General features: G+C 59.1%; 13 protein-coding genes. All 13 read right to left on the bottom strand.

Features of this window, described 5'->3' with window-relative positions:
• Positions 1-2: 2 nt before the first annotated feature.
• Positions 3-1,892: a type IV secretory system conjugative DNA transfer family protein gene (locus tag WHJ28_RS00340; protein WP_209345277.1), complete on the bottom strand. Its 1,890-nt coding sequence runs from the start codon at positions 1,890-1,892 to the stop codon at positions 3-5.
• Positions 1,893-1,896: 4 nt separating this feature from the next.
• The gene (locus WHJ28_RS00335; RefSeq protein WP_209345279.1) at positions 1,897-2,820 is read right to left on the bottom strand and encodes a DUF3991 and toprim domain-containing protein; all 924 of its coding nucleotides are present in this window, start codon (positions 2,818-2,820) and stop codon (positions 1,897-1,899) included.
• A gap of 15 nt (positions 2,821-2,835) precedes the next feature.
• Positions 2,836-4,680 (bottom strand): MobP3 family relaxase, encoded by a 1,845-nt coding sequence (gene mobP3, locus WHJ28_RS00330; RefSeq protein WP_209345281.1) that lies wholly within the window; start codon positions 4,678-4,680, stop codon positions 2,836-2,838.
• 15 nt (positions 4,681-4,695) lie between these two features.
• Complete coding sequence (locus WHJ28_RS00325) at positions 4,696-5,103, bottom strand: hypothetical protein (protein ID WP_209345283.1); 408 nt, start codon at positions 5,101-5,103, stop codon at positions 4,696-4,698.
• Positions 5,104-5,547: 444 nt separating this feature from the next.
• Entirely contained in the window at positions 5,548-6,018 is a 471-nt protein-coding gene (locus WHJ28_RS00320) for a hypothetical protein (protein ID WP_209345285.1), read from the bottom strand.
• 124 nt (positions 6,019-6,142) lie between these two features.
• The gene (locus tag WHJ28_RS00315; protein WP_209345287.1) at positions 6,143-7,180 is read right to left on the bottom strand and encodes a hypothetical protein; all 1,038 of its coding nucleotides are present in this window, start codon (positions 7,178-7,180) and stop codon (positions 6,143-6,145) included.
• A complete protein-coding gene (locus WHJ28_RS00310; RefSeq protein ID WP_209345288.1) occupies positions 7,170-7,445 on the bottom strand; it encodes a DUF6103 family protein in 276 nt (91 codons plus the stop codon). The genes WHJ28_RS00315 and WHJ28_RS00310 overlap by 11 nt, the downstream gene beginning before the upstream one ends.
• Positions 7,446-7,462: 17 nt before the next feature.
• The gene (locus WHJ28_RS00305; protein ID WP_209345290.1) at positions 7,463-8,266 is read right to left on the bottom strand and encodes a hypothetical protein; all 804 of its coding nucleotides are present in this window, start codon (positions 8,264-8,266) and stop codon (positions 7,463-7,465) included.
• A 169-nt stretch (positions 8,267-8,435) separates the two neighbouring features.
• Positions 8,436-9,479, bottom strand: a complete 1,044-nt coding sequence (locus WHJ28_RS00300; RefSeq protein WP_209345292.1) for a DUF6329 domain-containing protein — start codon at positions 9,477-9,479, stop codon at positions 8,436-8,438.
• A 21-nt stretch (positions 9,480-9,500) separates the two neighbouring features.
• Positions 9,501-10,568, bottom strand: coding sequence for a M23 family metallopeptidase (locus tag WHJ28_RS00295; protein ID WP_209345294.1), 1,068 nt, complete (start codon positions 10,566-10,568; stop codon positions 9,501-9,503).
• Entirely contained in the window at positions 10,565-11,959 is a 1,395-nt protein-coding gene (locus WHJ28_RS00290) for an ankyrin repeat domain-containing protein (RefSeq protein ID WP_209345296.1), read from the bottom strand. The genes WHJ28_RS00295 and WHJ28_RS00290 overlap by 4 nt, the downstream gene beginning before the upstream one ends.
• A gap of 18 nt (positions 11,960-11,977) precedes the next feature.
• The gene (locus tag WHJ28_RS00285) at positions 11,978-12,766 is read right to left on the bottom strand and encodes a phosphoadenosine phosphosulfate reductase domain-containing protein (RefSeq protein ID WP_209345298.1); all 789 of its coding nucleotides are present in this window, start codon (positions 12,764-12,766) and stop codon (positions 11,978-11,980) included.
• A 10-nt stretch (positions 12,767-12,776) separates the two neighbouring features.
• Positions 12,777-13,877 carry an S-layer homology domain-containing protein gene (locus WHJ28_RS00280; RefSeq protein WP_340039119.1) on the bottom strand — a complete coding sequence of 367 codons (1,101 nt, stop codon included), beginning with the start codon at positions 13,875-13,877 and terminating at the stop codon, positions 12,777-12,779.
• Between the last annotated feature and the right edge of the window lie 78 nt (positions 13,878-13,955).

Genomic DNA, 13,955 nt, shown 5'->3' with positions numbered 1-13,955 from the left:
GGCTATTTTCCCTCCATGCCGGTACGTAAATCTGGGTTTCGCTGCGGCCTGCCGTGGGGCCGTCTGTCCCGCGCCTGTGCCATGCCGCCAGCGGGTGGCGTGTTCTGCGGGACCGGGGGCGGCGCATCCTCGACGATCTGTGTGTAGTGGTGTTCCAGGATGGCCCGCTCCAACTCCTGCTTGCTGGCATAGGCCACAGAACGGGCGGCCTTCTCCGGGATGGTATATGGCTCCTCAAAGGTGATGCCCCAATCCAGAAACAGCCGCAGCCGGGTCTGCATGGGATGGGAGCCGGTCTTCATGACGATAAACTGCCCCTTGGGGATAGACTTCAGCTCGTCGGCGGTCATGAGGGGCCGCTCGATCATCTGCAAGCTCTGGCTGGGGTCGTTCTTTCCTTTGCTGATGGAGCCAGATAGGACGGTGCGGCTGCCCAGGGCCTTGGAGAGTACCTCGGCAGTCTGGCTGTTGGGGGCAAAGCCGCCGAAGATCGTGTCCTGCACATTGTCCTGGATGATCTCCGCGCCCTCTTTGCCGTAGTTCTTTTCAAGCTGCGCCAGCGACTGGATAATCGGCACCAGCGTCAGTTTGCGGGAGCGCCCCGCGCTGAACAGGGGCAGGATGTCAAAGGCGGGCATGGTGCCCAACTCATCACAGAACAGCACCACCCGGTTCTTCAGCTTGCCGCCGTTCTCGTCGGCCACGGCAAACAGCTCGCGGGAGAGGGTCTGGATCATGAGTCCAGCCATGAAGTTCTTGCTGGGATCTTCTTCCGGGAGGATCAGGAAGATGGCGGACTTCCGGGAGGCGAAGGTCTCCGCGTCGATGGCGCTGTCGAAGCACAGCACCTGCTCCAGTTCTGAGTCCAGGAAAGCGTTGAGCCGGGAGAGTACGGTGGACATGACGGAGGCCATGGCCTGATCCGCGCTGTTGAGGGCAGCGCCGGCAAACCACCGGGCCTTGTGCGTTTCCGGCAGGCGGTTCATCAACATCTGAAACCCATTCTTGCCCTTGACGGTCTTGCTGGGGGCCAGCAGATCCTGCACCAGCTTGAACACGCTGACGATGTGCCGCTTCTCCCGCTTGTCCCGGTCATTCGGCGGCAGATACTCCGCCAGCAGGAGGATGACGGCGGTGAGCAGTCCCTCCGCGGCGTCGTAAAAAAACGCGTTCTGCCCGTAGTTGGAGGCGTCCCCCTCCGGGTTGACGATGGTCTTGGAGAGGATCTTGGCATACTTCTCCGCCTTGGCGCGGGCAGCGAGGTTTTTCTCATCCTCCCGGCAGATATCCATGTAGTGGTTGATGAGGGTCAGCAGATTGTAGCCGTCCGAGCGGGTGGGGTTACGCAGGTCGATGACCGCCACCTGATAGCCGTAGTACCTGGACGCTATCGTGCCGTAATTCCGCGCCAGATCCCCCTTGGTATCCAGCGCCAGGAAGCTCATGCCGCTGGCACAGGCATATTCCAAGTTTGGGTAAAGGAAGAAGGCGGTCTTGCCCACACCGGACGCGCCGATCATGAGGCAATGGATATCGTCTGTGTCCACGATGGCCTTGAGGGGGTGGCGCTCCTTCTTCGATTTCGATTTGGGCGGCTTCTTGTTTTTCCTGGGCTTTTTCGGAAAGCTGCCGCCCTCGCAGCCCAGCACCAGCCCCTGGGCCTGGGGCAGCTCTTTGCCAGAGCGCCACTGGGAAGGCTGGAACGGGATATGCCGGTAGGTCTGCTCGATCTCCTTTTTGGTTGCCCACCGGGCCGTTCCGTGCTGGCCATCGCCCACGGTCTTGGACTTGATGTTGTTCAGGGAGCCCTGACCGGAGAAGTGTGTGGCGGCGGCCACGATCAGGAGCATCCCGCCCGCCAGCGCAAGAAGTAAAATCGTTTGGATCGGCATAGGCTCACCCCATCTGCTGTGTGACCGGAGCAAGTGCCTGTGCCTCTGTGATCTCGGCCAGATCATCGTTCCAGTCCTTGTTCTGTGGGATCAGCCGGTCTGAGGCGATCCCGAACTGTTCCGCAACTCTCTCCGCGATCCGCAGGCAGGCGGTGTGTCCGGCCTTGTCGTTGTCCAGACACAGGAACACCTCGCGCAGTGCGGGATTCTGCTCCATCATCTGGAGCACAGGCTGGCTGGATGTTCCGCAGCAGGCCACATAGCTGTGCTCCTGCCAGCCCTCCGGGTACAGTGTTACAAAAGACAGCAGGTCAATAGGGGCCTCGAACACATACAGCCGGTTGCTGGTACCGGTCCAGTGGAAGCTGTACCGAGGGTCGCTGCCCGCCACATTGATGCGGAAGGTCTTGCCCAGATCGTTGGTGCTTCGCTTATGGGCATGACGGACAACGCCGTGTTCGTCTTTTCCGACAAACACGGCGTTGTGATATTCTGCGTCCTCATAGATGAGTCCTGCTCGGACGAAGGTATTCAGCACCTCCCGGTCGATGTGCCGTTTCTTCAGCAGGTATGCATAGAGACGGCGCATCGAATGGTTGGCGGGCGGCTGGATGAATTCTCTTATGGGTTCTTCCTTCGGCTTTTGCGCCGGTGCATACGGCTGCCCCTGTTCGCCATCCAGCAGGCGGGTGACCGCCTCCGGGTAACTGAGATGATAGAAATTCTGAACGAAGGAGACGGGGCCACCGCCTTCCCCGGTGGCGTGGTCGTACCACTCATTGCCCCGGACAGTGACGCTGTGGTCGCTGGTCATGCGATACTCCGGGCCGGAGCGGATGAGTTTCTCTCCCTGGCGGCGCAGGAACTCAACGAGGTCAACAGAGCCAGCCCGGAGCTTCTGCTCCTCGGTAAAATGAATATAGGGCATTTTATCTCACCTCCACTAAATTTGCTGCATTCGTTCTTCGTAATCGTCCGCCTTATGGCCCATGGCAATCTTCTTTTCCCTAATCCGCTGGCGCAGCTTTTTATCCGTAAACGAGATCGTTCTGGCAGGTCCCTTTGGCGTCTGCTCCTGAAAGATCCGGCTCATGTGGCGCAGGAGCCGGGTGGCACAGGAGAACAGGGATGGCCCCCGAAAGTCATCCATGTGGTCAAGGAAATATTGAGCATACTCGCTGCCCTGCGCCGCCGCCAGCGTGAACCAGCGGACGGCGGCGTCCCCGTCCTTCGGAATCTCCTTGCCCAGCAGATAGAGCTTGCCCAGGGCATACTGGGCGTATTGGTTCCCCCGTTCAGCGGAGGCGGTCAGCCAGCGGACGCCCTCGGCGGTATCCTTTGAGACATTCTCTCCTTGGAGCAGGAGTTTACCCAGCCGATACTGAGAAAATTGGTTTCCAGCTTCCGCAGACTGTTTGAGCCACTCCACAGCGGCAGGAATATCCCGCCGCAGACCGTCGCCGCCGTTGAGGAGCAGCTTGGCCAGAGCGTATGCGGCGGAGTCATTTCCCCGCGCAGCGGCCTTTTGAAACAATGCCGCAGCCATCAGTGCGTCCTGCTCCACGCCATGGCCGTCCCGGTAGGCTTTGCCGAGGGCGTATTGCTTGTCGGAATCCAACTCAGGTTCATCTGTTTCTTCCGGCTCGGGCGGCGCGAACACAGCGGACAGCTCGCCCAGCCGCACCGCCTCCTGGATGACCAGATTCTTGATCCGCTTGAACTCTTTCTGCTGGGATAGCGGAAGGCGTGGCGGCAGATCGTCCTTGTAGGTGTGGAGTACTTCTTCCCGTAACTCATACCATAGGTCATACGCCTGCGCGACGCGCCCGTCCTTTGCCAGCTCGTCCACGATCTCGTCCACCACCGACTTCAGCGGCGCTTTCAGATAGCCGTACTGCTTTTTGCCGGAGATGGTTTGCAGTTTCCCGGCCAGCTGCTCCATGAGCTGCTCGATACGCGGGTTGTCCAGCGTACTATCTTTCATCTGCTCCGTAAGCTGGCGCATGACCTCGCTGGCCTCCTGAGTGAGCGCGTCCCGCCGCTGGGTCTGCCGCTCATAGAGCGACACAAGGTCCTGCTGGAAGATCCGCTTGGCCAGCCCGGACTTGATCTGGGCGATGCCCGTTTTGGTCAGGTAGCCGGACTTGCCGTCCGCGCTGTAGCAGACCATGTGCAGATGCGGGTGGTGGGCCTCATCGTGAAAGGCGGCGTACCAGCGAAACTGCTCCCACGGGATCTTCATGGCCGCCGCCATCTCCACCGCATAGCTGTTGAGCAGTTCCCTCCACCGTGCCGCGTCCTCATAGCCCAGCCGGGCGGCGTCCTCCCGCCGCAGGGAGATGATGGGCAGCCACACATTGCCGGGATGGTGCGCCACCTCGTCCGCGATCTGGGACAGCGTCAGCGGATCGTCCGAGCCGGTGAACAGAGCGTGCGCCCCGGTGCGCTGGGCACGGGGACGGCTGGCGATGTAGCTGATGTAGTTTTCCTTTTTCGCCAGCGAGTCGTAGTTGTCCTCCAGCGCACGGGTGATGAACTCCGAGGCGTTGCCGCGGGTGGGCGAGGCCAGATAGTCCTCGTACTCGAACAGTCCCCGGCTCAGCGGGAAGTCTCGGATGAGCTGCTCCACCATCTCCCGCTGTTTTTTCGTGGCGGGCAGTCCCGCCGCGTCAGGGGCGATGCGCTGCGCACCCTTGCGGGTGGCCATGTAGCGGACGTAGTTTCCCAGGTGTGCGGCCTGCGCCGCGCCGCCCTTGAGATAGGGGCACTTGAAGATGACGCGAGGCATGAAGCGTCACCGCCGTCAGTCCGCGCCGCGCTGATACGCCACCGCGTTCTCCAGCGTGATGCCGCCGTTGGTCTTTTTCACATTTTGGACGCACCGGCCCCGCAGTTCCCGCAGCTGCTCCTCCGGAATTTCCATGCCCGCGGCCAGGATGTTCATCATCATGTCCATCTCCACCGCCAGCTTGAACAGGATGCGGCAGATATGTGTCTCGCTGCTCTGCACGGTGGCACGGATGGCGGACACCAGCATGGGCGGCAGTACGGAGAAGCAATCCTGGGAGGCCAGGTAGTCGCAGTAGAACCGTAAGGCGTTCTCCACGAACTCGTTTTGACTGCGGACATTTGCCAGCGGCATGGCTGTTTTAATCTTGCGGTCAGTATCAGAATCGATCCGCATCAGAAATTTTACTTTTTCTTCTGTCATTCAGAATACCTCCGATATAAACTGAAAATAGCTGTGATAGCATTTTTGAAACTGCAAACACCGCTGGAACTGTCGGGATTTTTGGCAGGTTCATATCAGATTTGATAGCATCGGCAAAGAAGTGATAACACTGGGTTTAGCAAAAAGGTACCGAAAAACTGTCGTGACCAGCCTAAAAAGCGTATCTCCGACCCGCATTGCGGGGCGGTGTGATACAGGGTGATTGCACCCTTTTATCCAGCACTTTTTTCGTCCCCCCGCAAAGCGGCCATTTGTGCCTTCCCGTTTCCCGCCACACGCTGGCAACACGGCGCTTTGCCGCGCCAGTGGGCTGGGACGCTGCCCACCCCCGCAAAGCGGCACACAGGGCGGGACAGGGGCAACGGCGGGGAGAACAGTAGGGGCGCTCCATCGCAATGGAGCGCCCCCTGTTTGGGCTGCCAATCAGCCGGCTGTGATCTCAGGTAACTCCCGCTCCGCGGGCGTCTTCTCGATCCAGTCCAGCAGGTTCTGGCACTCCGCCAGTTCATCGGCCAGCTTGAACATCGCTGCGCGCTGCTCCCAGTTGTCCAGCCGGACGGCGGTTTCGAACAGGTCCCACACGTTGTCCAGTGTTTCCATCCCGCTGGCGTTCATGGGCAGTTCTTCTTCCGGCAGGATATGGTTGACATTCTCGCCGGCCGCGATCCTGCGGAGGACATCCTTCTCCCTCTGGATGAGGCCGAGGTTCTCAGCGGTGGCCTCAGCGGGGAGGCCCCACGCCTTACCAATCAGGGTGACGGCCTCCTCGTAGTGGGCCAGGCTGATGTCCTCCTCACTGGGGGCGTCGCTGACGCTCTCACCGTGGATGATCATCAAAGCCAGAGCCTCCTCGGTGATCCTCATTTGAAATTCCTGCGCTCTCTCAGTTGTCATATCGTTGTTCCTCCTGTTGTTATTTTGTGCCGCTCCTGGCGGCTTGCAAACACAATGGCACACCTTCGCCGGAAAAGCTATTCAGCAAAGCCAACGAAAAATAGCACCAGCAGATTGACATAGATCACATTGCAGGGCCGATGGGCGGCGCCATATCCTCCGCCATGCACTGTGCGCTGTAGTCAGCAAGGCTCATGCCCGTCTGCTGCTGGCAGTAGTCCTCCATCTTCGGAAGGAGGAGCGCCTGCTCCTCCTCGCTGAGACAGTACTTGTAGTCCTGCTCGCTGCCATCGCCATGCACCAGGAACACTTCCAGCGTGTCGCAGACGCGGCGGTGCTCCATATCGTAGTTGGCATAGATGTTCAGCCAGTCATCATTCTCATCGGTGCAGACGTGTGTGCCGAATACTTTGTCGACGTCGAAAGCGGTATCCAGATAGAACTCCAGCAGGTTTTCGTTCTGCTCGATGTCCCCGCTGAAGGAGATGTCCCCGGTTCGGAGCATCCGGCTGCCGGTGAGATATCCAGGCTCAATTTCCTGGGTGAGCTGTTTTCCATCGAGATGGTTGAGGAACACCTTCCACCGCTCCTCCAACGACGTATAGGCTCTCTTATTTGCATAGTAGGCGGCGCTGCTGACATCCCTGATTCGGAAACACTGCCAGCCGTCCATGATATGGAGCGCGTTGAAGCGGCCGGAGTCCAGGTCGATGTCGAATGCCCCGGTCACCCGTCCGGTGTTCTCCAGCCGCTCCGACACATAGTCATTGAACTGCTCACGGGAGATCTTCTCCCCGCGGGAAAACATTCCGGTGAACCGTGCGGGAGAGTTCTCAGGGGGCTTGCGGAGATAGCTGCGCAGCCGGGCGGCCACCTGGAGCATCTCCAGATTCTCCTCGGCCACGAAGTAGGTATCGCCGCCGTCCTCCGTCACATGGAACACGGCGAAGCGGCGGGCGGCTTCCTGCGCCTGCTTGTTCTCCTGCTCCTCCTGCCAGATCTCCTGGCTGATGCGGCTGTACTCCGTGTCCGGGATCAGGGCGTTGATGAGCTCGTCCAGGTGCTCATTGAGCTTGTCCTCCACTGTCTCACCTTTCAGCTGGCGGCTCAGCGCGTCGTACCATCGCCCGTCGAGCCATAGGGTGATTTCTCTACTGTTCATTGCGTGCATCCTCCTTCTGCGCAAGTGGTGCAACAGGACGCGGTTCCTGCTTCGGCTGGCTTGGCCGCGTCGGACGCTTGGGACGAACTGGCGCGGCTTTTCTGTCCAGAAACTCCCGCACCGGTTCAGGTACAGCCTGTTCATAGAGCTGCCGCAGGGCCTCCTCCATGCGTTTCTGGACGCTGGAATGCTCCTTCCCCAAATAGAACTCCAGCGCCTCCAGCCGCTCACAGTCGAAGCTGATTGTGATTTCACTTTTTTCCATGGTGACAGCCTCCAATCTTATTGCATCGTCATTGTCATGGCGGGGCTGTCCGCGACCCGCATTTCGTAGGGACCTCCAGCCCAGCGGATCCCAGGCAAATTCAGAAAGCAGTCGCCGGCCTCGTTCATGATCGCCAGATCGAACTCTGACGCGTCCACCACACCCATGGGGTTATCCAGCCCAGCGCCGTTGTAGACCACGCAGAGCGCGGGCCAATCGGTTACCTCTGGATACCGCTCAGAGAGTTTCCTGAACAGCAGTGTATCCGTGACTTCTTCCGGCGTGGTCACCGCGCCGGATACATAGGCGCTCTCGCAGGGGCCGGTCTCCCAGCCCAGAAGGATACGGGTGAACCGAATGGGCATCCGGGCGGTCATGTGGCGGAGCATGGACGCCGACTGGTCATAGGCGTCGTGCAGCCCATTTGACACGCCGGCCCACGGCAGATGGGAGGCCATGTCCTCCAGCAAATCCCGGACAACGGCAATCTGCCGCCTGCGGTCATCGCCGGCTGCTTCCACCGCAGAGAGGTAGCATTGCAGTTCCCGGATCGTCTCTTTCTGCGATTGAACTGTGGCAGGCTCTGCGGCAAAGCTGCCGCGGGCCTGTGCCAGCCGCTGGTCGAACCGCTCCATCTGCTTTGGGTCAGGCCGCACTCCATCCAGCCGGGCCATGCCCTGAAGGATCGCGTCGATCCAGAACCGGCGTGTTTCCGACCAGGGCGGTTCGTCCTGCCGTTGGTGACGCTCGATTCCATTCTGCCGTTCTATGGCATAGGCGGTGAGGCCCTCTTCTGCAAGAGCAATATTAAAACTTGACATGGTCATCTCTCCTTCATCGTTATCTGGGGAGCATCTGTCTGCGCCTCCGCCTGCTGGGTGTTCCAGCTTGCCTCGACCTCCCGCAGATAGGCCGGCCAAGTCCTGGTTCTCACCAAACAGGGGGCGCACATGGGGGAAGCCATAACTGTCCATGAGTCTGCCGCCCCCTTTATTGAATGAATTTCATGCTCTGAGCCTCCGGCTTATAGGCATCGAGGACAGAGCGGAACTGCTCCAGCCGTTCCGGCTTCACGCCGTCAATCACGATCTCCGTGCCGTCCTCCCCGGCGCGGGTCTCCAGAACGCGGGCGTCCAGCACATCGGAGAAGCGTTTTCGCTCCGCACGGGTCAGTTCCTCCTCCTGTTCAAGGAATATCGGTTCTCCACCCTGGGTGTGGACGAGAGACAGATCCTCGGCCAGCTCGTACTGGAGAATGTCCCGCAGAGAGATATCAGAGTTTTCCGGCAGGGCTATGACGGCACCCGCGGCCAGCATGGCCTCGACGGTGAGGTATCCGCGTGCCAGGATCTCCTCATTCGGCATTTGCAGGCCGTCGTGAAGAGTGGAGTAGATACCTTCACTTTCAAAAAGCTCACAGAACACCTCTACCGCGTCATAGAAAAGCCGGGTCTTCTGTTCCTCCGGAAGTTTGGCGAAGTAGCACGGTTTCTGGCCTTGAATCCTGGGACAGAAACTGGGGTGGTACGCTATGTCGAGCCCTGTATCGGTCAGTACCGCCGAGGCTATCTCTCTGCGGCGTGTGAGCACATCCAGCAGCATCCCGTCCAGGCCGTTTCCTCTGCGGATCGTGATCCCGGTCCGCTTCTCCAGCTCCTCGAAACTGACGCCCCAGTTCCCGTTCTCTGTGGCCTCCGTACCCTGCCGGACGATGAAGTCCGCCGCCCGCTCCAGTCTGGCGTTGAGGATATCCCGCATCCCCGGCAGATAGGCGGCGAGGCGTGGGTAATCATAGCCGTCGGAATAGACCAGCACACCGTCCTCGCTGCCCTGGCCCAGCGCCAGCAGGCAGTGGATGGCTCTGTTGTCGACGAACATCCGGCTTTTGTTCTCCGCAATGAACGGCTGATTTGTGAGCGGTGTGATCACCAGCGCGGAAAACTCCGCCGTTGATAACTCCACCACCTTCTCGATTTGACAATCATCCATCTGAAAATTGTTGGGTCTGTTCAAGAGATTTGCTTTGATTTTCATCACATTTTCCTTTCCTCTGCCCTATGGCAGATAGCTGCGCGGGTTCGTCCGCTCCCCGTTGACCCGCACCTCGAAGTGGAGGTGCGGACCGGTGGACCGTCCGGTGGAGCCGGACAGGGCGACCACATCCCCTGCCTCCACCGTCCGGCCCGCCGAGGCCAGCAGTTGGGAACAGTGGCCGTATAGAGTGGACAGGCCATCGCCGTGGTCGATGATGATATAGTAGCCGTACCCGCCCTGGTTGTAGGCGGAGACTGTCACCGTCCCCGGCAGGGCGGCGCGGATCGGCGTGCCGGTGGGTACCGCCAGGTCCATGCCGGTATGTCCCCGGCGCTCTCCCGTGATGGGGTCGATACGATTGCCGAACTCCGAGGTGACCACGCTCCGCCAGTTCTCCCCGATGGGAGAGCAGAAGCCGTCCGCCCCGATGAACGGCACATCCGAACCGGAAAAGCCGCTGCCGCTCCCGGTGTAGCCATAGCGGATCAGACTGTAGACGCTGTCCGCATTGGCTTGTTGATCATCGGTGGACTCTGTGCCCAGCACGGCGTAGATGTTCTTGTAGACCTGTGCCAGATCCTCGATAGGTACTGCCACGGTATAGGTTTCTTCTTCCTCTGTGGTAGTTCCATCTTCATTCGCTATGATTACGGTGCGGGTGCGCTCCTCATAGGTGACGAAGCAGTCCGCAAACGCCCGGCAGTCCTGGCGGCTGGGACTTTCCGCGCCGAAGTACAGAGCATAAAAGATGGCCTTGACACGGATACCGTCAAGGCCATTTTCATCCTCTGCCTGTGCGTTGATTTCAGCGATGGCTCCATCCAGCAAAGCGAAACAGGTCTGCATCTCTCCGATATAGGCACGGTACTCGTCCGGGAGTTCCGCAGGAATCGTCCCGCCGTAGAAGCACAGCTCCACCACAGAGAGGTTGTGGGAGGCGGAGCCCGAACCCAGAGAGCATAAAAAGGCGATGAGCAGGATCACCGGAGAGAGGATGGCCACCAGCACCCAGCCCAGCTTCTTCCGGGTATTTTCATCCGAGAGGGCGGCGATGGCCGCTTTGACTACCGCGGCGGCTGTGGCGCTCATAGACTCATGCCGCCCATGGCTGGGCCGTCCTGCTGTGGGCCGCTTTGCAGTTCTGACCAGTATTCGGACAGCGCATCCATGGTTTCCGCATGGCCGTCGCTCCTGCCGTAGGCCGCATCCCACAGGCGGTACTGCTCCAGATCCATGCCGCGATCCAGCAGCAGCTTGGCCGTATCCACCGCGTCATTTTGAATGCAGGCAGAGAGGGCGGCATAATCATCCAGTTCCACCGGCATCCCTGCTTTCAAAAGCCGCTCTGCCATCCATTCCAGATGACCAGAGAGCAAAGGACGGAGCACCTGGGAAATGTGACGGTCCGGCTGCGCCCCCTTTTCCACCAGCACCATGGCAGTTTGGAAATCCTGCCGCATGGCGGCCATGGGCAGCAGGCTTGGCGGTGCGGCGGCAATCTGCTCCGGGGTGCATCGCCGGAGCAGGTCTTTGGCGATCTCCTGATGATCGTGTCCATAGGCGTACTGGATGACCTCGCCGGGGAGCGTGGGACGCGGCTCTGAGAGCCGGCTTTTCATCTGCTCCACCAGAGTCTGCACCCGCTGGCTGTCTCCCGTATCCACCGCCCGCTTGCAGGCGGTGAGGTAGGCTTCCGGCGAAATACTCCTTGCGTCGGCCAGCAATGTCAGAACCATCTTCCGTCCAACTATCCCCGGCCGTCCAGCCGCCTCCGCCAGCAGACTGTCCGCCTGATTCGGCACCTTGGGGTAAAACTGCTTGAATGTTTCCAACTCGCCGTCCCGGATGGCCAGTACTGTTTTGTCATAGTCGCTCATGCGCAGGGGCCGCTGACCAGCCGTGTCCATATAGGCGGTGATGCTCCCGGTCATGCGCCGTAGAAGCTGCTCGGTCTGGGACATGGCAGCCTCCTGTCGTTCCCGCTGCTCTGCCAGCGCCTGGATGATGGTACGCTGTTCCGCGGGATCCAGGTGGACGATCATGTCCTCTGGCTCCGGTCGTTCCCCCAACCGCATATACCGGGCATAGGTGCCGCCATCCCCGTGGAACGCCTTGGTGATGGCGGAGGAGATGAGAAACATCCGGTCAAGGTCCGCGCCGGTATCGCCCAGGGTCTTGCCGGTGATGAAGCTCCTGGTGACCGGCTGGCCGTTTTCATACCACTTCAGGTACACATCCAGATAGACGCCCTCGCTGCCGCCATAGTCGGTGGTACAGAAGATGTCTGCGTCCTGGGGGATCTCCCGGCCATTTTCCCACTCCTGAGCCAGCAGAAAATACTCGTCCGGCAGATAGCCCATGCCCTCCAGCCGGTATTTCAGTTCCTCGAAAACCTCCTGGGCTGTGCGCTGTCCGGCACACTTCAGCTTGCGGGGGTCTTCCTCGGAAGGCTCCCATTTGTCCAATTCAATGGTTTTCATCTGATCAATACTCCTTTCCTATCCTCCGTCATAGCAGCCGCAGGGCATATCATGTTCCGGGAACATCCAGCACATGGCCATCTGATTTTTATCCGCCTCCACAAAGTCCCGCCAGGACCAGTTCCGCCCCAGGCCCTTGACACTGATGAGGTTGGGCTGGGCGTTGTCCTCGATGGCGATGGCCCGGTCAAAGAGATCCCGGTGGTTGTGGTAGAGGGTGCGGATCTCATGGTGCTTCATCGCGGGGCAGAAAAAGCAGGAGGACTTGCCGGGCAGCGGCAGGCCCTCCTGCTGGATGGCGGCAACGCAGTCCTCCCGCCCCCAGCCCCAGTCGATCAGGGGATATTCCATCTGGTATTTCTTATCCTGTATATCATAGACATAGGCGTGGGTCCTGCGCTGCTCCTCGTCGGCGTCATAGCCAATGAACTTGACTACCTTCTCGCCTCTGGCCCACACCTCCCGGCAGGGCGGATAGTTGTTGCAGAATTTTTCTTGCGGACCGGCCTTGTGCTTCAGGGAACACCTCTTGTAGCCATAGGCCAGAGCGGGGAGGGTGCCGGAACGGAGGCACTCCTGCTCCAGTGTCAGGCGGTCCCCATTCATGTCCATGTATTCTACCACTGTGATCTTCGGCATCCCGTGATTTATCAGCCACTGGTCCATGACGGACAGGTACTCATAGGTGTGGGGCTGCTCGCAGCCTGTATCCGCAAAGAGAATGAGGTCGGCGGGGATATTTTTGTGGTACATTCCAATCAGCATAGCGGTACTGTTTGTGCCGCCGCCATAAGAGATGACATTCATAGCTGGCTCCCTATTGCGCATTTGCGTTCTCAGGCCAGCCGAGTTCTTCGAGCTTCAGAAAGTATGCAAAGGTTTCCGGCGCGGCATCTGCCAGAGGGCGCATCCTATCCTCGTTTTCACTCCAATCGATCCAATACTCAAAAAACTCCGCAAAATACTCCCGCGAATTGACTGTTGAGTAGTCTCCCAGTACAGCACGCGCGGATCCCGACTCCTTCTCATAGAGCTTTTCCGTGGTGGATGGAAAGCCAATTACCTGATGATAGAAGTGCCCGAACTCATGAACGGTACAAGACGGCTCACGGGCATAGATCGTTTTTTGACGATAACTGGTCGCACCGGCGCACTGCATATTCAACTGCTCACTTAAATCGTCCAGATACTGACTGTCCAGATCAAACGACCAGCCGTGCGCTGTATATTCATCCAGAATAGCCGCGGGAATCTTTTTCATCTCGACAAGATAGGAGCCGAGATATACCTGATCAACATTATTGATGTTCAACCGCTCCACCATCTCGGGGGGATCGACGTGCAGCCCTTTGGTACGGACCAGATAGATGATCTGTGCCGCTTCGCCGCGTGTGATACGTTCCAGTGGATCGGTATTTTCCGCGCACAATCCATTTTCACAGGCGATACGAACATAATTATCAGCGTCGCTCATGTATTCTCCGTCTTCATACAGCTCATAACAGTAAACGGGAATCCCCTCTGCCGCAAAAGCACTGGCATAAATTGCGCTGCGGCACATCTCCGTGTCTGGTTCCAGTACCGCACTCATATTGAGCCATCCCTCTTTGTACGCAAGCTCGAGCTGGGCCTGCCCGAAGGGAATACCAGGAGTTTCGGGAACCTCCTTATCATAGGCACGGCAGATCATGACTGCCCACTGGCGGGTGGTGATGACAGCGTCGGGCGAAAAGTTATTGTCCCCGGTCCCACAGGTGATCCCGTTTTCAGCCGCAAAGGAAATGCCCTCATACCAAGGGGATTCCGCGCTGACATCCCGGAATCCCGGATCATTGGCCGCAGATGCTGGGGCGGTCAGCTGCATACACAGGGCTGCGGTCAGCATGAAAAAAGATAATATGGTATAGATTCGTTTCATTGATGTTCCTTTCCAAAAAGAAAACAGCCTGGAAGCCGCTTGGCAATTTCCAGGCCATTGGTTCGGAATGAGCTCACT

This window comes from Flavonifractor porci (assembly GCF_037572415.1).
In the GTDB taxonomy this organism is placed as follows: domain Bacteria; phylum Bacillota; class Clostridia; order Oscillospirales; family Oscillospiraceae; genus Flavonifractor; species Flavonifractor porci.
The sequence above is the reverse complement of the archived record's forward strand: the minus strand, read 5'-3'. Positions and strand labels throughout refer to the sequence as shown.